This is a genomic window from Terriglobus roseus DSM 18391 (genome assembly GCF_000265425.1).
GTDB lineage: Bacteria > Acidobacteriota > Terriglobia > Terriglobales > Acidobacteriaceae > Terriglobus > Terriglobus roseus.
Genome location: NC_018014.1, coordinates 220,201 through 242,747, shown reverse-complemented (window position 1 = coordinate 242,747; position 22,547 = coordinate 220,201). Strand labels below are relative to the sequence as shown.

The 22,547-nt window shown below is 62.3% G+C and carries 17 protein-coding genes and 1 tRNA gene; 11 read left to right on the top strand and 7 right to left on the bottom strand.

The genetic code is table 11. The features are described 5' to 3' along the window. The first annotated feature begins 202 nt into the window (after window positions 1-202). Both hrpB and TERRO_RS01010 read left to right on the top strand, forming a co-directional pair. Window positions 203-2,605 (top strand): ATP-dependent helicase HrpB, encoded by a 2,403-nt coding sequence (hrpB, locus tag TERRO_RS01015; RefSeq protein WP_014784125.1) that lies wholly within the window; start codon window positions 203-205, stop codon window positions 2,603-2,605. 388 nt (window positions 2,606-2,993) lie between these two features. After that, window positions 2,994-3,656, top strand: coding sequence for a Bax inhibitor-1/YccA family protein (locus TERRO_RS01010; protein ID WP_014784124.1), 663 nt, complete (start codon window positions 2,994-2,996; stop codon window positions 3,654-3,656). A 410-nt stretch (window positions 3,657-4,066) separates the two neighbouring features. Here the strand turns inward: TERRO_RS01010 and TERRO_RS01005 are convergent, their stop codons facing one another. The 3 genes from TERRO_RS01005 to TERRO_RS00995 all read right to left on the bottom strand — a co-directional run bounded on the left by TERRO_RS01005 (window position 4,067) and on the right by TERRO_RS00995 (window position 5,832). Beyond that, on the bottom strand, window positions 4,067-4,807 hold the full coding sequence (locus TERRO_RS01005) for an energy transducer TonB (RefSeq protein WP_245536181.1): 741 nt from the start codon (window positions 4,805-4,807) through the stop codon (window positions 4,067-4,069). A 204-nt stretch (window positions 4,808-5,011) separates the two neighbouring features. Beyond that, window positions 5,012-5,087, bottom strand: a tRNA-Cys gene (locus tag TERRO_RS01000). A gap of 88 nt (window positions 5,088-5,175) precedes the next feature. Further along, on the bottom strand, window positions 5,176-5,832 hold the full coding sequence (locus tag TERRO_RS00995) for a peroxiredoxin (RefSeq protein WP_014784122.1): 657 nt from the start codon (window positions 5,830-5,832) through the stop codon (window positions 5,176-5,178). A 195-nt stretch (window positions 5,833-6,027) separates the two neighbouring features. Between TERRO_RS00995 and TERRO_RS00990 the strand changes: the two genes are divergently transcribed. Together TERRO_RS00990 and TERRO_RS00985 are read left to right on the top strand one after the other, a co-directional pair. Continuing rightward, a complete protein-coding gene (locus TERRO_RS00990) occupies window positions 6,028-6,939 on the top strand; it encodes a PhzF family phenazine biosynthesis protein (protein WP_014784121.1) in 912 nt (303 codons plus the stop codon). Between the two features lie 377 nt (window positions 6,940-7,316). Further along, entirely contained in the window at window positions 7,317-7,769 is a 453-nt protein-coding gene (locus TERRO_RS00985; protein ID WP_014784120.1) for a response regulator transcription factor, read from the top strand. A 65-nt stretch (window positions 7,770-7,834) separates the two neighbouring features. Here TERRO_RS00985 and recG read toward each other — a convergent pair whose 3' ends face one another. Further along, window positions 7,835-10,159 (bottom strand): ATP-dependent DNA helicase RecG, encoded by a 2,325-nt coding sequence (gene recG / locus TERRO_RS00980; protein WP_014784119.1) that lies wholly within the window; start codon window positions 10,157-10,159, stop codon window positions 7,835-7,837. Between the two features lie 81 nt (window positions 10,160-10,240). Between recG and TERRO_RS00975 the strand changes: the two genes are divergently transcribed. From TERRO_RS00975 to TERRO_RS00960, 4 genes are read left to right on the top strand one after another with little or no spacing between them, the layout of a single operon-like run. Further along, window positions 10,241-10,444 carry a tautomerase family protein gene (locus TERRO_RS00975; RefSeq protein ID WP_014784118.1) on the top strand — a complete coding sequence of 68 codons (204 nt, stop codon included), beginning with the start codon at window positions 10,241-10,243 and terminating at the stop codon, window positions 10,442-10,444. Window positions 10,445-10,448: 4 nt separating this feature from the next. Then, window positions 10,449-11,372, top strand: coding sequence for an ABC transporter ATP-binding protein (locus TERRO_RS00970; protein ID WP_014784117.1), 924 nt, complete (start codon window positions 10,449-10,451; stop codon window positions 11,370-11,372). Window positions 11,373-11,413: 41 nt separating this feature from the next. Then, window positions 11,414-12,649 carry an ABC transporter permease gene (locus TERRO_RS00965; protein WP_014784116.1) on the top strand — a complete coding sequence of 412 codons (1,236 nt, stop codon included), beginning with the start codon at window positions 11,414-11,416 and terminating at the stop codon, window positions 12,647-12,649. 59 nt (window positions 12,650-12,708) lie between these two features. Further along, on the top strand, window positions 12,709-15,327 hold the full coding sequence (locus tag TERRO_RS00960; protein ID WP_014784115.1) for a M1 family metallopeptidase: 2,619 nt from the start codon (window positions 12,709-12,711) through the stop codon (window positions 15,325-15,327). A gap of 28 nt (window positions 15,328-15,355) precedes the next feature. Here TERRO_RS00960 and TERRO_RS00955 read toward each other — a convergent pair whose 3' ends face one another. After that, complete coding sequence (locus tag TERRO_RS00955) at window positions 15,356-16,429, bottom strand: MBL fold metallo-hydrolase (RefSeq protein ID WP_052313246.1); 1,074 nt, start codon at window positions 16,427-16,429, stop codon at window positions 15,356-15,358. 103 nt (window positions 16,430-16,532) lie between these two features. On the opposite strand from TERRO_RS00955, the gene TERRO_RS00950 reads away from it, so the two are divergent. Genes TERRO_RS00950 through hpnI form a run of 3 tightly spaced genes read left to right on the top strand, consistent with a single transcriptional unit; the run spans window position 16,533 to window position 20,253 of the window. Then, a complete protein-coding gene (locus TERRO_RS00950) occupies window positions 16,533-17,756 on the top strand; it encodes an ABC transporter permease (RefSeq protein ID WP_014784113.1) in 1,224 nt (407 codons plus the stop codon). Window positions 17,757-17,812: 56 nt separating this feature from the next. Further along, the gene (locus TERRO_RS00945) at window positions 17,813-19,063 is read left to right on the top strand and encodes an ABC transporter permease (RefSeq protein WP_014784112.1); all 1,251 of its coding nucleotides are present in this window, start codon (window positions 17,813-17,815) and stop codon (window positions 19,061-19,063) included. A gap of 29 nt (window positions 19,064-19,092) precedes the next feature. Continuing rightward, window positions 19,093-20,253, top strand: coding sequence for a bacteriohopanetetrol glucosamine biosynthesis glycosyltransferase HpnI (gene hpnI / locus TERRO_RS00940; RefSeq protein WP_014784111.1), 1,161 nt, complete (start codon window positions 19,093-19,095; stop codon window positions 20,251-20,253). A 32-nt stretch (window positions 20,254-20,285) separates the two neighbouring features. On the opposite strand, the gene TERRO_RS00935 is transcribed toward hpnI, so the two are convergent. Further along, the gene (locus TERRO_RS00935) at window positions 20,286-21,371 is read right to left on the bottom strand and encodes a SurA N-terminal domain-containing protein (protein ID WP_014784110.1); all 1,086 of its coding nucleotides are present in this window, start codon (window positions 21,369-21,371) and stop codon (window positions 20,286-20,288) included. 64 nt (window positions 21,372-21,435) lie between these two features. Next, window positions 21,436-22,458 (bottom strand): DsbA family protein, encoded by a 1,023-nt coding sequence (locus TERRO_RS00930; RefSeq protein WP_014784109.1) that lies wholly within the window; start codon window positions 22,456-22,458, stop codon window positions 21,436-21,438. Between the last annotated feature and the right edge of the window lie 89 nt (window positions 22,459-22,547).

The following is a 22,547-nucleotide window of genomic DNA, read 5'->3' as shown; positions in this document are numbered from 1 at the left end:
CCACGGAGCACGCAGTCAAGAGCACCGCCGACGCGGGCTGAAGGCCCGCGCCATCCTAGCCCAGGGCAACGCCCTGGGTTAGCGATTACCTGTGACTCTGCGGGCTGAAGGCCCGCGCCAACTGTCTGCGGACGGGCGATCCCACCGGCCTGATCCGGAACGCAATCAAACTCCGGGCCCAAACTCATAGAAGATAGAACCGATGGCCGCCACCCCCCGCAAACCCGCACTCCCCATCGACGACCTCCTCCCCGAGATCACCGCCGCCCTGCGCGCCAACAACAACCTAGTCCTCCAGGCCGAACCCGGCGCCGGTAAAACCACCCGCGTCCCACCAGCGCTCCTCGAAGTAGTTCCCGGCGAAGTCATCGTGCTCGAACCCCGCCGCCTGCCCGCGCGCATGGCCGCACGCCGCGTTGCATGGGAGATGAATGAACAGGCCGGCGAGACCGTCGGCTTCCAGGTCCGCTTCGAAGAGGCCATCGGCCCACGCACACGCCTGCGCTTCGTCACCGAAGGAATCCTCATCCGCCGCCTCATCAGCGACCCGCTTCTACCAAGCGTCGACGCCATCGTCCTCGACGAGTTCCACGAGCGCCACATCGACAGCGACCTCGCACTCGCGCTCCTTCGCCGCCTGCAGCAGACCACCCGGCCCGATCTCAAGATCATCGTCATGTCCGCCACACTCGACGCCGCACCCGTCGCCGAGTTCCTCGGCAACTGCGAAATGCTCTACGCCGCCGGCCGCGTCTTCCCGCTCACCGTCGAACACACACCCTACTCGGTCGAGCCGCTGCACGTGCAGGTGCGCCAGGCCGTCGAACGCCTGCATCGCGAAAATCACACCGGCCACACCCTCGTCTTCCTGCCCGGCGCCGCAGAGATCCGCCGCACCATGCGCGAGTGCGACGGCATCGCACGCGCCGCCGGCCTGCTCATGCTGCCGCTCTACGGCGACCTCTCGCCCGCAGAGCAGGACCGCGCCGTCGGCCCCAGCACGCAGCCCAAACTCATCCTCTCTACCAACGTCGCCGAGAGCTCTGTCACCGTCGAAGGCGTCACCGCCGTCATCGACAGCGGCATCGCACGCGTCGCCGCACACTCCCCGTGGACCGGCCTTCCAACACTCGAGATCCGTCGCATCAGCAAAGCCTCCGCAACCCAGCGTGGAGGCCGCGCCGGCCGCACCGCACCCGGCCGCGTCCTCCGCCTCTACGCCGAGGCTGACTTCGCACAACGCGCCGAACACGACCGCCCGGAGATTCTCCGAACCGACCTCTCGCAACTCGCCCTCACCCTGCGCGCACTCGACCTCCGCATGGGCGACGTCGTATGGCTCGATGCCCCTGAGACGATCGCCGTAGATCATGCAGAAGCCCTCCTCGATCGCCTCGGCGCAGCCGGCGCCATGGCCCGCCGACTCGCCCGCTTCCCGCTGCCACCGCGCCTCGCACGCATGCTCGTAGCGGCGGAGGACGCGGGAGTCGCGCAGGAAGGCGCAACCGCTGCGGCGCTGCTGTCAGTAGGAGCATCCGTCGAACGCAACGATCTGCTCGAAGCCATGGACGCACAGTTCGCCGTGCCCGACCACCGCGTCCGTCAGACCGAATCGCAGCTCCGCAGACTCGTCCGCAAAGGCCAAACCAAACACACCGGCGACAGTGACGAACCGCTCCTCCGCGCCATGCTGCAGGGCTTCCCCGACCGCGTCGCCCGCCGCCGCACCGGCAAGGAAATCCTGCTCGGCACCGGCATCACCGCAGAGATGACCGGTGCCGCGCCGCTCTACGAATTCATGGTCGTCCTCGACGCGGAAGACCGCAGCGACAAGCCACTCCCGCTCGTCCGCATGGCCGCACGCTTCGAACCGGACTGGCTCATCGACCTCTTCCCCGACCGCGTCCGCGAAGAGTCCACCCTCGTCTGGAACCGCTCCGCCCAACGCGTCGAAGCCACCACCTCTCTCCGCTACGAAGGCCTGCTCCTGCAGGAGTGGCGCGACGCCAAGCCCGACGCCGAAGCCGCCGCAGCCATGCTCGCCCACGAAGCCGTCGTCGCAGGCATCGCACGCTTCGTCGACGAGACCGCCATGGAGAACCTGCAGGCACGCGCCGCCTTCGCCGGTCTCCAAGCTCCCGACGTAGAAGCCGAACTCCGCCAGCTATGCCTCGGCCTCACCCGCTTCTCCATGGACGAACTGCGCAAAGCCGCCGTCGGACTCCTCCCCTCCATGGAAGCCCGCCTCGACGCGCAACACCTGCGCGACCTCGCACCCGGCACCCTCAAACTCAAAGCCGGCCGCGCCCTCAAGGTCCACTACGAAACCGGCAAACCACCATGGATCGAATCCCGCATGCAGGACTTCTTCGGCATGTCCGACGGCCCCCGCATCGGCCCCGACCAGACGCCCGTCGTCATGCACCTGCTCGGCCCCAACAACCGAGCCGTCCAGACCACCTCCGACCTCGCAGGCTTCTGGCAACGCCTCTACCCCGAAGTCCGCCGGGGCCTCATGCGCCGCTACCCAAAACAAAAATGGCCCGAAAACCCCCTACGCCCCAACGCCCAACCCAAAGAACCCACTACACCCCCACGAACCTAAGGCGGCCACGGAATCGGGTGCCCCATTCTTTGCGAAGCTAGAGCGGAGACAGGCTTGGGTGCCCCATTCTTTGCGAAGCAAAGGGTGGGTTATCGCGCAAAGCGCGACCACGCGTCCCTCCAAACTTTGTCATCCTGAGCGAAACGAGCAAAGCGAAGTGCAGTCGAAGGACCTGCATTCTGATGGCACCACCTCAAATGTCCCCGCCCGGAAGGGCACAGCTTAAGCTGTGCCGATACAACCCCCAGGAAACCGGGCTTTAGCCCCTGAGGTACGCCGCTCCCCGGCCGCTGCCCGCGTCACACCACCGCACCACAAGCTCTCTCCGCCCGCCCTAAAGCATCAACCCACCCGCCACTGCGTCTAATCTCAGAGAGGAAGGAAACCCATGTACGTCAATCGCACCAACGGATTCCCCACTGTCATCGACGTGCCGCGGGAAGGCACCGCGCCGCTTCTGGCCAAGGTGCTGGGCATCACCGCGCTCGGCTTCTTCGTCACTGCCATCGGCGTAGCCACCGCGCCCCCGTGGAGCATGCTGCCCGGCTTCATCGCCGTCCTGGCCCTCGTCTTCGGCATCAACGCCGTGCGCCGCACCAACGCCGGCCTGGCCATGGCCCTCTTCATGGCCCTCGCCTTCTTCATGGGCTGGGAGATCGCCCCGATCATCCACATGTACGTGCGCATGATCGGCCCCGGCATCGTCTTCCAGGCCGCCGTCACCACCGGCCTCGGCATGACGGCCATGGGCTGCGTTGCCTACCTCTTCAGCATCGACTACCGCAAGCTCTCGGGCATCGCCCTCGCCGGCCTGCTCCTGCTGATCCTCGCCGGCGTCGCCAGCATGTTCTTCCACTTCATGTCGCCCAATACCTACTCATGGATCGCGCTCGCCATCTTCACAGCGCTTACCGTGGCAGACTTCGCACGCATCCGCGCAGGCGGTGACGGCATGGGAGCAGTCTCCCTCGCACTCGGCATCTACCTGGACGCAATCAACATCTTCATGATCCTCCTCCAACTCTTCAGCGGCCGCAGCCGCCGCGACTAACCTCGCCGCAAGCGTATGGAAACGGCCCGGCTCAATGAGCCGGGCCGACCTGCGTAAGAGGCAAGCACGGTACCTTCTCGACGTCTGTTAAGCCGCACCGACCGAACGGACACGTCTGCCCCGACACACCCGCACCCCTTTTCACGTTGTCATCCCGCAGCGAAGCGGAGGGATCTGCATGTAAGCCGACCCGCCAATCCCCTGCCGGCATGCCAGTAACCTAGACCCGTTCGCGCAAAGCGCGAATCAACACCATCCCGGACGCCGGCTCCGGTTCAGGACATCCACGCCACAAGCGCCAGAGGCGCGACCACATCCTAGTCAAGGCCGAAGGCCTGGGTTAGGCCATGAAGAGAGAACCAAGGGCTGAAAGCCCGCCCCATAGGGCCGGCCTCCAGCCCGCTCGCCCACTACCCACCAAACGAAAAGTTCACCGTAATGGTCGTCTCCACCTCCGTAGGATCCCCATTCAACAGGTAAGGCCGATACCGCCACCCCTGCACGGCAGCAACGGCACTAGCCCGCAACATCTCGTGTCCCGAAACCACCGACAGACTCTCAATCGCACCCGTCTTCGAAATAACGGCATGCAACACCACTGCCCCCGAAACATGCGCAGCCTTTGCAATCGCCGGATAGACCGGCGTCGTCTTCGTGACAATCTGCCCAGCCATCACACCACTCGAAACCCGCGCCGGACCAACCACTGGCCGGGCAACAGCCACGCTGACAACCGGCGGAGCAGGCCCTAAACCAAGAGAACCGATCACCCCGGGTCCGTCACCCGAACCACCGCCCGTCATACGCACAACACCCGAAACCGATGGCGGCGGATCATCGCGAGTCATGTCAAGGTGTCGCGGAACCCTGGCAGGCGGCACAAATGGATCCACGCTGGCCGTAACACGAGCGACCCTCGCCGAGACAACCGGCGGAGGAGCAGGTGCTGCAGGTGGAGCAGGCGGTGCCGAAAGCATGGCCGTCATGGCCATCCGCGGCAAGGCATCTGGATAGAGCAGTGGAAGAAGAACGGCGACGGCAACCACCGCCGCGTTGAACGTTGCAGTCACCCAGACATAGCAGCTCGACTTCGACTTCAGCCGCCCCGACGATTCAACTAATAACGAGTCCTGAAACATAAGCAATCCCATCTGCGAGAGGAAAAGCTGGGACTATAGACACCGCCGAAACACCGTTTGTTACACGCAGCAACCGCCGCCAAAAACCAAATGTTGACTGAGACGTCTCAACACGAACGGTTTCCAACCCTTTCGGAGCCATTTTCGTGCGTTTTCTGCCCCAAAAAACAAAGAAACCCGCCACATCGGCGGGTCTCTCAGAACTGCGAAAACTGTTGGAGCACCGGGTGGGGATCGAACCCACGAATACTGGTTTTGCAGACCAGCGCGTTAGCCACTTCGCCACCGGTGCTCACTTACTCTGCGCCAACCGCGTGCAGAGGAACTTGGGAGCCACACTTACTCCGATGCGGAGACCGGAGTAAGTGCAGCCTGGAAATTTACTTCGGCTGCGCCGTCGTACGCAGGTACGGCTTCACCGTCTTGTAGCCCGGGAACTTCACGGCCGCATCATCGTTCGAAACTGCTCCGGTAATGATGACATCGCCGCCCACCTTCCAATTCGCAGGCGTCGCCACCGGGAACTTCGAGGTTAGCAGCATGCTGTCCAGCACGCGGATAATCTCATCGAAGTTACGGCCCGTGGTCATCGGGTACGCCATCGTCAGCTTGATCTTCTTATCCGGTCCAATGATGAAAACAGTACGTACCGGCGCGTTATTCGCGGGGGTACGACCCTCACAGCTATCGCCCTCTTCTGCCGGCAGCATGTCATACAGCTTGGCTACCTTCAGATCGAAATCACCGATGATCGGAAAGTTCACATCCGCACCGCTGACATCCTTGATATCTTCCGCCCACTTACCGTGGTCACTTACCTTATCGACGGAAAGTCCGATCACCTTAACGCCGCGATTCGCAAACTGCTGCTCCAGCGTAGCAACAGCACCCAGTTCCGTAGTGCAGACCGGCGTAAAGTCCTTCGGGTGAGAAAACAGAACAACCCAGTTATCGCCAATAAACTCGTGGAAACGAATGGTTCCCTGCGTGGTTTCCGCCGTAAAGTCCGGGGCTACATCATTGATGCGAAGTGACATCGAAAGCTCCTCTGAAGAAGTAAGTATGAGTCCAACAACAAACCCACCAGGCTTGGCCGGTGGGCGGGGTTCATGCGATTCGCTGCGGTAGTTTGCGGCGCGCTACAACCCTGCCTGGGCAAAAAGACAGCAGCGGCAGAGGGTCGAATTCGAACGCGTCATCATCACCTGCAACAATATGCGCGAGGTGATGGTATGTCAACGTGGTTTACAGCAGGTCGCTCTCTTGATTGGGTTCAGGTCGATGTCTTCGCAGAACGCGCGTACGAAGGCAACATGCTCGCTATCTTCACCGACGGCCGCAGCCTGAGCGACGAACAAATGCAGTCTCTGGCACGCGAGACAAACCTGTCAGAGACCACGTTCATTCTGCCCGCAACACCCGAAGAAGAACGCGAACACGGCGTGCGCGTGCGTATCTTCACCGTGGAAGAAGAATTACCCTTCGCAGGCCATCCAACGCTCGGCACTGCTAGCTGGTTGTGGGCAAACCACCCCCTCTTACGCGGCGGTGACGAGGTCCGGCTGAAGCTGAACGTCGGCACCATCGCCGTACGCTTCCGCACACCGGCAGAGGACGAAGCCGGCGTCTACGGCGAGATGAGGCAGCGCGATCCCGAGTTTGGCCCCGCTCCTGACCGCAACGAACTCGCAGCCGCTTGCGGCCTCGCAGTAAGTGATCTGCACACAGCGCTCTACCCACAGGTCGTCAGCACAGGCCTGCCCTTCTGCATCGTGCCACTGGCCTCACTGGATGCCCTGCAGCGCATGCGCGTCGATTCAGCGCGCATGGCCACAGCACTCGCTGGCACGGCCGCGAAGTTCATCTACGCCATCACGCCGCACGATGGAGCGTGGCGCGCACGCATGCCCTTCCACGGTGCCGACGATCCAGCAACAGGCTCTGCCGCAGGATGCGCCATCAGTTATCTCGTGCGGCACAACGCTGTGCCATCGCAAGCCGCGATCACAATCCATCAGGGCATCGAGGTGCATCGTCCCTCAAGGATCGACGTACGTGCTTCGTTACGTGACGGTGCAGTGACAGACGTGTTCGTTGGAGGGCGCACCATTCCTGTTGCATCGGGAACATTTACGCACCCGTAATACAACGGCTTTCCACGAGCGTTGCACAGGCCAAGCTACTCACTCTGGGTGAGTTGATAGTTGCTGTGGAAACGCAAGCGAAATGTTCGCACAGCTTTCGCCTCATCTTCGCTGTTGCACGAGGCCGTCGCGCTCCGTACTGTTGGGAAGCGTTGGACAACGGATCCCTGAACGACCGTTGAATCCACGCAGTCGCCGCGCGGCTTTTCGCGCGCCTTACAAGACATTCTGTACCCTGCACCGCATGCCTCCCCAGCATGCGAACCATCCCGGCTGCGCGCATTTTTTCTGCACGCGAGCCGAAAGAATTCCTGCGCCCTGAAACGCGCAAAGAACGCCGCCCCGCTAACCCGCGAGGCTCTGGAGAACGACGGAACATGCGCCCAAAGAAGATCATCCTGTGTGTCGACGACAACGAACAGACACTTTCCGTCCGCAAGTTCCTGCTTGAGACTCGCGGTTATCGCGTGATCAGCACCACCAGCTCCCACGAGGCGCTTGAGATTATCGACAGCCACGCACCCGGCGAACTCTCGCTGCTGCTGTGCGACCTGCTGATGCCGCAGATGGATGGCGTGGAGCTGATCCGCCGCGTGCGCGAGATGCAGCCTGGGCTGCCTTCCCTGATGGTGTCGGGCACCGTCACATCGTTTGAGCGTGGCAGCGGCGCAGACGTCTTCCTGCCCAAGGGCGCATGCTCGCCGACGGAACTCTTGGAGCGCGTCCGCGTGCTGGTGGCACGCAAGCGAGGACCAAAGAAGCACGTGCAATCGGTGCCTCTTCGCGCGATACCTGCGGCATCGGCTCCCACGCTGGCGCAGGTCGCTTAGATCTTCTGAGCGCCGATGCCTGCGTGAAACCCCGCATGGCATCGGTGACTTCCACTCGAATCACCCTACGCTTCCACCAGTCCATACCGCCGCTGCCAATGCAGCTTCAACTGTGTTCGAACGATGGCTCGCTCGTCTTCCGTAACGTTTTTTGTGCGCAGGTTCGCGAAGTCCGAAGCCTCGCTTTTCGCAAGCTCCAGCAGGCGACGATCGCGCACAAGATTTGCCACGCGGAAGTCCGGAAGCCCCGCCTGGCGCGTACCGAAGAACTCACCCGGACCGCGCTGCTGCAGATCAAGCTCGGCAAGCTCAAACCCATTCTGCGTACGCACCATGGCATCCAGTCGCTGTTCTGCCTCCGGAGAGACGCGGCCGCCCGTCATCAGGATGCAGTAACTCTTCGCAGTGCCGCGGCCCACACGACCGCGCAACTGGTGCATCTGCGCCAGGCCGAAACGTTCCGCATGTTCAATCACCATCAGTGAGGCGTTCGGCACGTCGACGCCAACTTCAATTACCGTCGTTGAGATCAGCACATCGATATCGCCACGCTTGAACTGCTGCATGATGATCTCTTTCTCATCGGACGGCAGACGTCCGTGCAAGAGACCAAGACGCAGACCATGCAACGCACCATGACGCAGCTCCTCATACATATCCGTCGCAGCGCGCAGGGAAGGCTTCTCGAATAGCTCGTCGTCTTTCTTTGTCTTCGCCGACTTCTTGGCAGATTTTTTCGCGGCGACTTTCTTCGCTGCTTTTTTGGCCGGTGCTTTCAATGCGATCGTTGGTGCACCGGTGTTCTGGCCCGCTGATTCGCTTGGATCCTTCGGAAAGTCCAGCTCCGGCTGATCATCATTTGCACCTTCAATGACTGGATAGACCACATACGCCTGCCGGCCCGCAGTCACCTGCTTGCGCACAAACTCCCACACGTCATCGGCGCGTTCTTCGCTGGTGCGGCGGGTAATGATGGGCGAGCGGCCCGGCGGCAGCTCATCAATGACACTGACCTCCAGATCGCCGTAGATGGTCAGCGCCAGCGTGCGCGGAATGGGCGTCGCCGTCATCACCAGTACATCCGGCTCCGTCGCTTCATCCTTCTTCATGAGCGTGAAGCGCTGCCGCACACCGAAGCGATGCTGCTCATCCACAATGACAAGACCAAGGTTCGCGAAGTCTACCTTCGCCTGAATCAGAGCTTGTGTACCGATGATGAGTTCTGCATCGCCCGAAGCAATGCGACGTCGCGCACGGCGCTTCTCCGCCTCGTCCAGCGAACCGGTTAACAGCGTTACCTTGTACTGCCGCGATGAGCGCTGCAGCAGTTTTCGCGCAGAGAGGTAGTGCTGCGTCGCAAGGATCTCGGTCGGCGCCATCAACACCGCCTGGTAGCCGCCTTCGATGGCCACCAGCGCCGCCTCCAGAGCCACGATGGTCTTGCCGCTGCCCACATCGCCCTGCAGCAGGCGCCGCATCGGCTGCGGCTTGCGCATGTCTTCCACGATCTCGCCAAGCACACGCTTCTGCGCCGCCGTGGGACGGAAGGGCAGCACCTGCTTGATGGCGTTTCGCACATTGTCATCGGCAGTAAAAGCGATGCCGGCGCGGTCGCGCAGACGCTTGCGCTTCAGCTCAAGCCCCAGCTCCAGGTAGAACAACTCTTCAAAGATCAGCCGCGCATGTCCCGGTGTGGTGAAGGCCTGCAGATCGCCCATGCCTGTGCCGGCTGGCGGAAAATGCGCCGCACGCAAGGCCTCCAGCCGGCCCGGCAGCCCCAGCCGCTTGCGCAGCGAGTGCGGCACGGGATCGATCAACTGCGGCCCGGCGGCAAGGTCATCCAGCAGCCGCCACACCACCTGACGCATCCATCGCGAACCCAGCTTCGCCCCCCACGGCGTCGTGCCGCCCAGCGACTCATAGACCGGCACAATGCGGCCCACCTCGAGCAGCACCGCCTCGTTCTCATCCTCCGGTCCGGGCAGGATCTCAAACTGCGGCTGCACCATCTTGAAGCTGCCCACGGTCGACCGCGACGACTCCAGCTTGCCGTACAGCGCCACCATCTGACCGGGTCGAAACTTTCCCTCGAGGTACGTGCCGCGGAACCACATCGCCTTCAGCGTGCCGAGCCCCTGCCCGACCGTCATCTCGAAGATGGGCATGGACCGCGCCCGTAGCGTCGCCGTTCCGCGCACCTCGCCGATGACCGATGCCATCTCGCCGGCCTTGAGCGCGCTCAACGGCTTGGGATCCAGGCGGTCTTCATAGCGAAAGGGCAGGTGGTACAGCAGGTCTTCTGCGGTCTCGACACCGCGCTTGCGCAGCGCCTCCGCATTGCGCGGCCCCACACCTTTGATCAACTGCACGGGCGTGGCGAGATCAAGCATGCTGAAGGCGATGATAAGGCAAAGACTGCGCGCCACCCAGTGACGCAATCGGCACTGCTATTCTCATCATCGAGGGACTTCATGCCGGTCATCCACGTGCACATGCTGGGCGGCGCCAGCCACGAACAGAAGGCGCAAATCGCAAAAGAATTTACGGACACCCTGGTACGCGTGCTGGGCAGCAATCCGCAGATGACCCACATCATCCTGGACGAGCAGAATCCTGAAAACTGGGCCAATGCGGGTGAGTTAATCTCCGACCGCCGCGCGAAGCAGAAGGCATAAGCGCATGGCAACGGTTGTACTCGACAAGATTCGCAAAGTCTATGAGACGAAGGTCGCGGTCGAGGGCCTGTCGCTGCGCATTGAACCAGGCACCATGTTTGGCCTGCTGGGCCCTAATGGAAGCGGCAAGACATCGTCCATCCGCATGATGATCGGCATCACCGTGCCGGACAGCGGCACCGTCACCCTCTTCGACAAGCCCTTTGAGCGCGATGCTCTGAAGCGCGTCGGCTATCTGCCGGAAGAGCGCGGCCTCTACAAAAAGATGAATGTGATGGAACAGATCACCTTCATGGGCCAGCTTCGTGGCCTGTCCGCCACGGAGGCCGACAAGCGCGGCAAGGCCTGGGCCGAGCGTCTGCAGATCACCGAAGCCCTGCCCAAAAAGACCGAAGAGCTGAGCAAGGGCATGCAGCAGAAGATCCAGTTCATCACCGCGCTCATCCATGAGCCGGAACTGATCATCATGGATGAGCCCTTCAGCGGCCTCGATCCCGTCAACGGCGCCCTGCTGCAGGACACGCTAATGGACCTGCGCCGCGAAGGCAAGGCCATCCTCTTCTCCACACATCGCATGGATCAGGTGGAAAAGATGTGCGACGCCATCGCGCTCATCCATCGCGGCCGCATCGTGTTGGAAGGCAATATGCGCGAGATCAAAAGCCGCTATCCGAAGAATCGCGTCGAGGTCACTTTCGAGGGCGACAACAGCTTCCTGCGTAACGCAGAGGTCGAGAGCGCGGAAGAGTTTGGTGGCGGCATGGCCAGCGTGAAGCTGCGCGGCGATGGCATCACCACCATGCCCGATGCGCAGCCGCTGCTGGCCGAAGCCGTCGCGCGCGGCACCCGCATCTCGCGCTTTGAAGTGAAGGAGCCGACGCTGGAAGAGATCTTCATCGAACGCGTCGGAGGTGCCGTCGATGCATAACCTCGCTGCCCTGACATCGACCCAACAAAGGAGCCTGCGCGATGCGTAACATCTTTCTGATTGCACGCCGCGAGTATCTGGAGCGCGTCCGCACCAAAGGCTTCATGATCGCCACGATCCTGATCCCGCTGCTGATGGGTGGCGGCATCACCGCGTCGATTCTGATCGCGAAGCACTCCAAGTCCAGCTCGCACATCGTCATCGTCTCCCCCGACCTGGCTTTGGCGAATGATGTGCAGGATCAGCTCAACCGCGACACCGAAGGCGAGATGTTGCTGAACATCGTCGCACCGCCCAGCGCCAATACGCTGCCGGGTCTGAAGGCATCGCTGAAGTCGAAGGACATCGACGGCTACCTGTGGATCACGCCCGCGGCGCAGAAGGGCGCGAAGCCGAAGATCGAGTACCGGCAGGGTTCCTCCGCCGATCTCGCCACACGCAACACCGTACGGGACGCTCTGGACAAGGTGCTGACGCGCGATCGCCTCGTAGCGCAGGGCATGAGCAAAGCCGACGTCGCCGACATGATGAGTCCCATCACCATGAACGCCGCGGATGAGGAGCAGGACAGCACCAGCGCAAACTTTGCCGGCGCCTACGTTCTCTTCTTCCTGATGTACATGGTCATCATGCTCTACGGCATGAACGTGGCACGATCCATCATTGAAGAGAAGACGTCGCGTGTCTTCGAGGTCATGCTGGCCACGGTCAAACCCGCTGAGATGATGGCGGGCAAGGTCATCGGCGTAGGCTCGGTCGGCCTGACGCAGGTCTTCATCTGGATGGCTGCTGCGGTAGTCCTGACGGCAACGCCGCTGCTGACGCACTTCCTGGGTGGCGGCACGCATATCTCTCTCTCGGCCGCGCAGGTCGGCTACTTCATCGTCTACTTCCTGCTGGGCTACTTGCTGTACTCGTCGATCGCCGCAGCACTGGGCGCCATGACAAACTCTGAGCAGGAGCTGCAACAGCTGAACATGTTCCTGGTCATGCCACTCGCCGCATGCATGGTGACGCTGCCGCTAGTACTTAACTCGCCCAACAGCATCTACGCGCGCATCCTGTCGCTGATTCCCTTCTGCACGCCGCTGCTGATGTACATGCGCATCTCCGTGTCACCAGTGCCCTGGTACGAGATTGCGGCATCGATCGTGCTGATGGCCATCACCATCTACGTCGTCCTGTGGATCGCCAGCCGCATCTACCGCGTGGGCATCCTGATGTACGGCAAGAAGCCGAACCTGCCGGAGATCGTGCGCTGGATGAAGTACAGCTAGACACATCACATCCACACAAAGAAGGGGCACGGAGCAATCCGTGCCCTTATTCTTTTCTCATGAAGATCCGCATGCTGTGGAGCATCACGCTCATGGTCAGCGCAGTCACACTCGCCAGTGCAGCACAGACCGCTGCAGCCGCAAAGCCAGAGGCGGGTATCGCTCACGCACTCGCTCAGTCGCGGGCCGCGCGCATCTCCGACTTGCACTATGACTTGCACCTGGCGTTGCAGCCGCATGCAGAGACCATGCCCGGCGCGGAGACCGTCCGCTTCCTGCTCCGCGACGCGTCCACAGATCTTCCCATCGACTATCGCGAAGGCACCATCACGGCTGCGCAACTCAACGGCCAGAGCATCACGCCGACGCTGGTGAACGGACACCTGATTCTGCCGGCGTCTCATCTGCGCAAGGGCGGCAACACCCTGGTGACCAGGTTCACCTCGCGTGTTGCAAAGGCCGGCGCCGCCATCACGCGTTACGAAGACAAGGAAGATGGCAGCGAGTACTTCTACTCGCTCTTCGTTCCCATGGATGCGAGCATGGCCTTCCCCTGCTTCGATCAGCCGGACCTGAAGGCACGCTTTACGCTCGACCTGTCCACCCCTGCGAACTGGGTCACCATCGCCAACACGGCACAGACAGGCAGCAGCACTGGCGGCTCTCGAACCTTCGAGGAGACGCGCCCCATCTCCACCTACCTCTTCGCCTTCGCAGCGGGTCCGTGGGCAAAGCTCAAGGGCAAATCCGGTGAACCTGATCTCTACGTGCGCAAATCGCAACTCGCCCGCGCGCAGAGCGAAGCGCCGCATGTGCAGGAGATGACCGCACGCGGAACCAGGTGGCTCGAAGACTACTTCCAGCAGCCATATCCCTTCCCCAAGTACGACCTCGTCCTGATCCCTGGCTTCCCCTTCGGCGGCATGGAGCATGCGGGCGCAACGTTCCTGAACGAGTCAGGCGTGCTCTTCCGCTCGGCACCCACGGCCAACGACCGCTTCACGCGCGACACACTCGTTCTGCACGAACTCACGCATCAGTGGTTCGGCGACCTGGTGACCATGCGGTGGTTCGACGACCTGTGGCTCAAGGAAGGCTTTTCCCAGTACATGGCTTACCGTGCGCTCGCCGATCTTGAGCCGTCCTCACTGCCCTGGAAGCATATGTACGAGGGCATCAAACCGCTTGCCTACGGTATCGATGAGACCGAGGGCACGACGCCCATCTTCCAGGACATCCCAAATTTGAAGGATGCCAAGAGCGCCTACGGTGCCATCGTCTATCAGAAGGCGCCAAGCATCCTGAAGCAGTTGGAGTTCAAGCTGGGGCCAGATGCCTTTCGAAACGGCCTCCGTGCGTACCTGAAGCAACACGCCTACGGCAATGCGCAGTGGAGCGACCTCGTTGGTGCTTTGCAGGCAGCAAGCAAACAGGATGTGCAGGCATGGGCCAACGCATGGGTGCTGCAGCGCGGCATGCCAGAGATCACCACAGCCTGGAGCTGCGACAAGAGTGGCCGTCGGGTGCGACGTGTGACACTCTCGCAGACCGACGTACTGAACGACGGCTATCGCTGGCCCATCACCAATGAGGTGCTGCTGGCCTACGCAGACCACGCACCCGAACGCGTGCGTGTGGAGTGGAACGGTGCCAGCGTCGATGTCCCGGGCGTCGCAGGCAAGGCCTGCCCGAAGTATGTCTTCGCGAACGGCGGCGACCAGGCCTACGGCCGCTTCCTGCTCGATGCGAAGAGCGAAGCCGCGGTAAAGGCCACGCTGCAAAGCAACGCAGCAACGTCCGATCCGCTGCTGCAGACCATGCTATGGGGCGCACTGTGGGAGAACGTACACACCGCCCGCTCCGCCCCGCGTGGCTACGTCACGCTGGCGCTGCAAAACCTGCCGCACCAGGAGGACGAGACACTCGCTCGGCTGCAGTATGCGCGCGTCAGCGGCGCGCTCCAGCGCTACATGAGTGACAACACGCGCACGCCGCTGGTCGCCCAGCTTGAAACCGTTGCGACGGACCGCATGCTGCACGCGCCCGAACCCGGTCTGCGCATCGTTGCCTTCCGCACCCTGACCTCAGCCGCGGAGACACCTGCCGCCCGCGACACACTCAAGTCCATGCTGGATGGCAAGACCATCGTCCCCGGCGTCGATCTGCGGCCGCTGGATCGTTGGAGCATGGTCGGCCGGCTGATCGCCGTGAACGACGAGGAAGGGCCCGCACGCCTCGCAACAGAAATCAAGCGCGACAACACCGACGACGGCCGCAAGTTCGCCTTCGCCGTGCAGGCCGGCGCACCGGACGCAGCTACCAAGGAACGTTACTTCACCATGTACCAGCAGGCTCCGACTGCGGCCGGCGCGCAGCAGGAAGACTGGCTCTCGCAGAGCCTGGGCTCGTTCAATCAGGTGCGGCAGGCGTCACTGACACTGCCGTATCTGCAGCGCAGCCTCGATCAGTTGCCGGAGATCAAGCGGGATCGCAAGATCTTCTACCTGGGCGCCTGGCTCGGTGCATTTCTCGGCGGGCAGACCTCACCACAGGCAGAGGCCGTGGTGAAGCAATGGCTCGCACAGCCAGGCATCGACGCCGACCTGCGACGCAAGGTGCTGGAGAACGCTGACCCGCTGGAGCGAACCGTGCGGATACGCACAAAGTTCCCCGAGTAGTAGTTGAAGTGCCAGTGATCACGCAGATCTAAGCGCGAATCGCGATCTTCGCCACGCCTTCGTCCGTAGCCTCATTGCCATCGCGGACGGGGCTCATGTAACGGCGCCACCACTTGGTGTTCACAGCCTCGCCCGTAAACTCCGAAGGTGCGCCCGGCTCGGGCAGCCAAAGCGGAAGGCCCGCCTGGGCCGCCAGATCCGTGATGCGCTCCGGTGGCTGGAACCAGTCGTGGAAGGCCAGGTTGAACAGGCCCCAGTGAATCGGGAACAGCACCTTCGCCTGCAGATCCATCGCGGCGCGCATGGCATTGTCTGGCCCCAGATGGATCTGGTCCCACAATGGATCGAAGGCGCCAATCTCAAGCGTCACCAGGTCAAACGGGCCAAAGTGTTCGCCGATCTCCTTAAAGCCCTCGTAGTAGCCAGAATCCGCGCCGTGATAGATGCTGCGCTCTGCCGTCTGCAGCGCGAACGACGACCAGAGCGTGCCGTACCGCTTCAAAGACCGGCCCGAGAAATGCCGCGCCGGTAGCGCCGTCACGGTCAGCGGCGTGTTCCCGATACCGGGCAGAACGGTGCTGTCCATCCAGTTCAGTTCACGGATCTTCTCCGCCGGAACGCCCCAGCGCCGCAGGTGTCCGCCCACACCCATGGAACAAATAAAGGCTGGCGCACGTTCTATGAGTTGTTGCACCGCAGCGGAGTCCAGGTGATCGTAGTGATCGTGTGTCAGCAAAACGGCGTCCAGCCGGGGCAGGTCGGCCATCGGCAGCGGCGGCGCGTAGAAGCGTTCCGGCCCGAACCACTGCACAAACGACGCACGCTTGGAGAAGACCGGGTCGATCAGGACAGTGGTGCCATCTACCTCAAACAACAGCGACGAGTGCCCAAGCCAGGTAATCCGCAACCCCGAAGCGGGAGCGGTGCGGAAGATCGCCGGATCGGTGTGGAACGGCCCCAGCGGCCGGCGCGGCACGCGCTCTTCCTTCCCGGTGATCAACCGGCGCAGGATCGTGGGAAAGTGTTTCGTGGCGCCCACCTCAGTGGGCACGGGGTTCAGGTAGATTCCGTTTTCGAAACGTGCAGGCCGCAGGAAAGACATCGATTCGTTGGATGCGCGGAAGCGGCACGGGCCGCAAAGATTCACACGAAACGATCTATCTCCGCATTCGCAACGAAGAGTACCCTTGGGAAACGGGTGATACATGCATTGGACTGAGGCGCTGAAGCTGGCGCTGCAATCACTTTGGGTCAACAAGCTGCGCACGGTGCTGACGCTCCTGGGCGTCGTCATTGGCGTGGCCGCGGTCATCAGCGTCGTCACACTGGTGAACGGCGCCAATGCGTACGTGGACGCCAAGCTGAACACCTACGGCTCCGACGTCTTCACCGTCTCGAAGATGCCCAACCTGATCACCAGCTTCGCGGAATACACCCGGTATCAGAAGCGTCGCAACGTCATCGCCGAAGACTTCCGCATGATCGAAGCCGGCTGCAAGCGCTGCAAGCTGGTAGGAGCGGGGCAAGGCAAGCAGGTCAGCGTCAAGTCCGGCACCGACTCCGTCACCGGCGTCAGCCTGCGCGGCTGGACCGCGCGCATGCCCGAACTGAACAACATCAACATCACGGAAGGCCGCATCTTCACGCCAACCGAGGTGGAGCACGGAGCGCGCGTCGCCGTCGTGGGCACAGATATCCAGGAAAACCTGCTGAAGGGCGACGACCCCATCAACAAGGAGATCCGCGTCGACGGCGTGCCGTACACGATCATCGGCATGGGCGAGAAACAGGGCAAGACGCTGGGCAGCAGCCAGGACAACTACGTCATCGTCCCGCTCACCAGCTACCAGCACACCTACGGCTCATCGAAGACGCTGACCATCTACGTCAAAGGCCCGGGCGCGGGCGCAGCGCTGGAAGAGACGGGCGACGAAGTCCGGTCCATGATGCGTAACGCGCGCCACGACCGGCTGGGCGAAGACGACAGCTTCACTCTCGATTTGAACAACACCTTCCTGTCGCTCTTTAAGACCGTCACAAACCTCTTCGGCGCCATCGCCATCCCGGTCGCTGCCATCTCGCTGATCGTGGGCGGCATCGTCATCATGAACATCATGCTGGTCTCGGTAACGGAACGCACCCGCGAGATCGGCGTCCGTAAGGCGCTGGGCGCCCGCCGCCGCGACATCCTTCTGCAGTTCGTCATCGAAAGCGGACTGATGGCCACGGCAGGCGGCATAATCGGCGTGCTCTTCGGAGTCGCCGTAGGCTTCGGCATCTCAACCGTCGCAGGCTTCCCCATGAGCATCGCCTGGTGGAGCGTCGCCGCCGGGCTCTTCGTCAGTACCGGAGTAGGTGTCTTCTTCGGCGTCTACCCCGCTCGCCAAGCGGCAATGCTGGATCCCATTACTGCGCTGAGGAGCGACTAGCCATGCGCAGCCACAGCTGTCTATCGCACGCGCAAGCGCTGAGGAGCGACTAAGTCATGAACTTCTCAGACGTAAAAGAGACCATCACCATCTCGCTCGATACCCTGCGCGCCAACAAGCTGCGCAGCGGCCTCACCGTGCTCGGCATCGTCATCGGCGTCCTCACGGTCATCATCATGTCCAGCGTGATCAACGGACTCAATGAGAGCGTCAACGGCATCATCTCCCAGCTTGGCTCGAACAACCTCTTCATCTTCCGCTTCCCCGTCTTCGGCTCGCGCCCCACGCTGGAAGAGCTCTCGCGCAAGCAACTCACCTACGACGACATGATGTCGCTGCAGGGCCTGCCACACGTCGTCGCCGCCTCTGCCGCACTCCGTTTCGCCAGCTTCGGCGACTTCGGCGCCGCCGGCATGACCACGGTCAAAGGCGGCGGCAAGAAGCAGGAGAACGTCGGCCTCGGCGGTGAGAACTTCACCTCCGCCATCGTCAATGACTGGCACCTCGCTCGCGGTCGCTTCTTCACCGAGCAGGAGCAGCAGCGCTACGCGAAAATCGTCATCCTGGGTCATGACACCGCCGAAACACTCTTCGGCTCCGAAGATCCCATCGGCAAAGAGATCACAACCTCCGGCGTTACCGCCACCGTGATCGGCGTCCTCGATCCCGTAAAGGGCCTCACCCCCGGCAAGAACCCGAACGACAGCTTCCTCTACTTCCCATTGACGACCTTCCACTACATCCACCCGGAGATCCTCGACTACTGGGTGACCCTCAAATACGACGACGCAAAGAACCGCACCCTCGTCGAGGAAGAAGTCCGCGAACGCCTGCGCGTCCGCCGCAAGGTTCCCGTCGACAAGGAAGACAACTTCGCCATCTTCGGCTCCGACTCACTCACACGGCTGTGGTCGCAACTCACCGGCGGCCTCTTCCTGCTGATGTTCGCGTTGAGCAGCGTCGGGCTGATGGTGGGCGGCGTCGGCGTGATGAACATCATGCTCGTCTCCGTGACGGAACGCACACGCGAGATCGGCGTGCGCAAAGCCATCGGTGCCACCAAGCGAACTATCCTGCTGCAATTCACGCTGGAGGCCATGGTGCTGTGTGCCATCGGCGGCATCGTGGGCATCGCACTCGGCTCACTGATCGCGCTGACCCTGCACGTCTTTCTGCCATCGATCCTATCCAGCGCATGGGTCATCGCGGCATTCACCATCTCCATCGGCATCGGCCTGGTCTTCGGCATCTATCCCGCGTGGAAGGCCGCCAGCCTGAACCCGATCGAGGCGCTGCGTTACGAATAGGTTCTCTGCAGGGCGCATAGACTTGAGTTGTGACTGCCGCAGAGATCATTGAACTCATCACGACCGTGCTGACCCTCGCCGGCCTGGCTTACCTGCTCATCGCACTCCTGGCCGCGCGTGCCTTCCGCCGCGAACCGCGATCACCCGAGCCGACCGCATGGCCAACCGTATCCGTCTTGAAGCCCATCAAGGGGATGGACCCGCGGCGCTATGCGGCCTTCGCCAGCCACTGCACCCAGCAATACGCCGGCCGGTATGAACTGTTGCTCGGCCTCTCTGACCCGGCCGACGCAGACGTCCTCGCAGAGATCGAACGCCTCAAAACCGAGTTCCCCACAACCGCCATCCGCGCTATCGCATGCGGCGAACGCCTGGGCACCAACGGCAAGGTGAGCACGCTCTCGCAGATGGTCCCGCACGCCCTCGGCGACGTCATCCTGATCAACGATGCGGACATCCTCGTCGGGCCGCAATACCTGACACGCATCGCCGCCGACCTCGCACAACCAAACGTCGGCATGGTCACAACTCCTTATGCCGGTCGCACGTCGGATAAGCCCGGCTTATGGGCCCGGCTCGAAGGCCTCGGCATCGCAACCGACTTCCTGCCCGGCGTCCTCACCTCCCGCCTGCTCGACCGCGGCGTCCGCTTCGGCCTGGGCAGCACACTGGCCCTGCGCCGCACGACACTGGAAGCCATCGGCGGCATGACTCCCCTCCTGGAACATCTCGCCGACGACTACGAACTCGGCGCACGCGTCCACGCCATCGGGATGCGCGTCGTCCTCTCCCCCGAGATCGTCGAGACGTATGTCCCGGCCTACGACTTCGAAGGCTTCTGGCAGCACCAGTTGCGCTGGGCTCGCGGCGTCCGCGACGCGCGGCGAGCGGGGTATGTGGGCCTCGCCATCACCTACGCCATCCCGTGGGCGCTGGCCAATGTCATCGCCACCGGCTTCGCTCTGCCCAGCTTCACCCTGCTTAGCCTGGTACTGCTGGCACGCGTAGCGCTGGCGCTGGGTGTCGGCGTGGGCATCCTGCGCGATGGACAGGTCCTGCGCGACCTCTGGCTCATCCCATTGCGCGACTGCTTCGGCCTGCTCATCTGGGCATGGAGCTACGCAGACGACACCGTCGTCTGGCGCGGCGAACACTTCCGCCTCAAACGCGGAATCCTGCTACGCCCGTAGCAGGATTCCTTGTTCTCAAATGCTTTCTTTGCCTACGAAGCCGAACCAGCCTTGAAGATATCTTCCGCGTAGTAGTTCTCAACCTTCGCCTGATCGCGCAACATCTCCAGGTAAGCACTCTTCAACAACTGGCTGCGCGTGTTGCGCAACTGGTCGCGAATACTCTGTTGCACCGCCGGATTGTTCAGATCACGCTGACCTGCCACTTCGCGACTCACCAGGTGGTAGATCACGTATCCGACAGGAGCCTTCGCGCCCGGCGGCGTAATCGGCATCACCGGCGTGTTCTCGCCAGCCTTCAGCTTGCTGACTTCCGCCCACACCGGCACATCCTGGCGTAGCTGCGACTCCGCCACAAAGCCCATGTCGCCGCCATTCGTAGCCGTCTGCGGATCCTCAGAGTAGTTCGCCGCAACCGCCGCAAAGTCCGCGCCGCTATCCAACTGTGCCTTCAGCGTTGCAATCTTCTTCCGCGCGTCGGCATCGGTAGTCGCCTTGCTGCCCTGTAGATTGGGCGCGCCCTGAGGCGAAGCCTGCGCCGTCACGATGATCTGCGCCAGGTGCAGCTTGTTCTCGATCAGGTTGAAGTCAGCCTTGTGGGTGTTGTAAAAATTGCCCACCTCGCCGTCCGTCACATTGATCTTGCTGTTGATCTCTTTGTTCAGCAGCTTGTCCAGCGTGATCGACCGGCGAAGATCGCGGCGCACCTCGTCGATGGAGCGGCCACTCTCCTTGAGCATCTGGCTGAACTGCTCTTCGGTGTAGTGCGACTTCATCTCGGTCAGCTTGCTGTCGACCTCTTCATTGGTAGCCGTCAGATTCATCTTCGCAGCGCGCTGCTCAATGATCTCGCCGTCGATCAGCGTCCGCAGGATCGAGAGCTTGTCGCTCTTCGCCTGTTCCTCAGTCTCCGGCTGCTGGTCCTGCTTCGAGCGCTGTGCGTCTTCGAAGTTCTTATCCAGATCCGTCCGCATGATGGCGTGGCCGTTCACGCTGGCCACCACGTCAGCACCATGCTCCTTCTTACAGCCGGTTGCAGCCAGCGAAAGGACGGTGAGAGCGGCAACGAACAGCCAGGGTGCGCGGGTGCGGGTCGAGTTGGGGGTGTTCAAGTGCATGCCGTGTCATGGTATCGCGCCCGGACCGAAAGATCACTTCCCGGACGATGAAATGACTTCTTCCCTACTGTGCCTGCGAGGCCGCCGGCGGTGCCTGCAGGTCCGGAAGCGCGACCGGCGGAGGAGGAGTAACGCCCTGCGCCGTCAGCGCATCGTCCACGGCACGGTAGACAAATTCAATAGGAATCGCGCCCGTGATCATCTGCCCGTTGACGAACAAAGCGGGAACACCGCTCACCGTCAGGCCGTCGCCCTCTTTCATCGAAGCGCGAACAGCCGTCTCATCCTGCCGCTCGATGCATGCCGAAAGTTTCTTGGTATTCACCTTCGCACGAGCGCCTTCAGCCAGCGTCTCCTTGTCGATCTGCTTCAGGGCCACCGGCAGCGCCTTGTCCTTCACCGCAGGCGTCGCCGGGTCCAGACCGATCTCATCCAGGTGCGCATGCATGTAGTCCACCATGTTCCAGTACGCGGTCGGACTCTCCTCCGCCAGGCAGTCCGCATTCACCGCGGCGTGGATCGCCCAGGGATGGATCTGCGCCAGCGGAAAGTCCTTGTACGAGATGCGAACCTTATCGCCGTACCGCGCCAGCAGCGCAGGAAAGATCGCCTGGTGCATACGGGCGCAGAACGGGCACTCCAGGTCATCGAAGACCACGATCGTGACGGGAGCCTTGTCCTTGGCGCCACGCGCAGGACGCCCCGCGTCTGACACCAGCGCGCGAGGATCCTTCGACATGTCAAAGGTGTTCATCTGCGCCAGCGTCTTCTCATCCTTGCTCAGGAGGAATTCCATCGGCTTCATCGGCTTGCCATATTCGCCAAGCAGAACCGTCACCTCGTCGTAACCGGTGTACGGGCTCGGTTTCCGCTCGCCCACCTTCACGTCATAGTTGAACGGCAGACCCGCCTTGGTGCGGATCATCAAGGCCACACGCCGCGCCGTCTCGGGCGAAAGATTCGTCGCACCACCAGCACCCGCCGCAGGCACCTGCGCCCGGCATCCCGTGACACACAACGCTGCAGCCAGCAGCAGGGAAGCAACAGCGCGTACAGACCGGGGATGGCTGGAAAGGGGACGAATCATGCTCTCTCGATTATCTCAGGCGGCTCCCACCTGCTGACCGAAACGGGAAGAAGCATACGTTTTCATCACAACTTCGTGCAGCGTGGTGC

Bases quoted from the DNA above. Each gene is read 5' to 3' on its own strand.
- hrpB (WP_014784125.1), top strand. From the start codon at position 203: ATGGCCGCCACCCCCCGCAAACCCGCACTCCCCATCGACGACCTCCTC.
- TERRO_RS01010 (WP_014784124.1), top strand. From the start codon at position 2,994: ATGTACGTCAATCGCACCAACGGATTCCCCACTGTCATCGACGTGCCG.
- TERRO_RS01005 (WP_245536181.1), bottom strand. From the start codon at position 4,807: ATGGGATTGCTTATGTTTCAGGACTCGTTATTAGTTGAATCGTCGGGG.
- TERRO_RS00995 (WP_014784122.1), bottom strand. From the start codon at position 5,832: ATGTCACTTCGCATCAATGATGTAGCCCCGGACTTTACGGCGGAAACC.
- TERRO_RS00990 (WP_014784121.1), top strand. From the start codon at position 6,028: ATGTCAACGTGGTTTACAGCAGGTCGCTCTCTTGATTGGGTTCAGGTC.
- TERRO_RS00985 (WP_014784120.1), top strand. From the start codon at position 7,317: ATGCGCCCAAAGAAGATCATCCTGTGTGTCGACGACAACGAACAGACA.
- recG (WP_014784119.1), bottom strand. From the start codon at position 10,159: ATGCTTGATCTCGCCACGCCCGTGCAGTTGATCAAAGGTGTGGGGCCG.
- TERRO_RS00975 (WP_014784118.1), top strand. From the start codon at position 10,241: ATGCCGGTCATCCACGTGCACATGCTGGGCGGCGCCAGCCACGAACAG.
- TERRO_RS00970 (WP_014784117.1), top strand. From the start codon at position 10,449: ATGGCAACGGTTGTACTCGACAAGATTCGCAAAGTCTATGAGACGAAG.
- TERRO_RS00965 (WP_014784116.1), top strand. From the start codon at position 11,414: ATGCGTAACATCTTTCTGATTGCACGCCGCGAGTATCTGGAGCGCGTC.
- TERRO_RS00960 (WP_014784115.1), top strand. From the start codon at position 12,709: ATGAAGATCCGCATGCTGTGGAGCATCACGCTCATGGTCAGCGCAGTC.
- TERRO_RS00955 (WP_052313246.1), bottom strand. From the start codon at position 16,429: ATGTCTTTCCTGCGGCCTGCACGTTTCGAAAACGGAATCTACCTGAAC.
- TERRO_RS00950 (WP_014784113.1), top strand. From the start codon at position 16,533: ATGCATTGGACTGAGGCGCTGAAGCTGGCGCTGCAATCACTTTGGGTC.
- TERRO_RS00945 (WP_014784112.1), top strand. From the start codon at position 17,813: ATGAACTTCTCAGACGTAAAAGAGACCATCACCATCTCGCTCGATACC.
- TERRO_RS00935 (WP_014784110.1), bottom strand. From the start codon at position 21,371: ATGCACTTGAACACCCCCAACTCGACCCGCACCCGCGCACCCTGGCTG.
- TERRO_RS00930 (WP_014784109.1), bottom strand. From the start codon at position 22,458: ATGATTCGTCCCCTTTCCAGCCATCCCCGGTCTGTACGCGCTGTTGCT.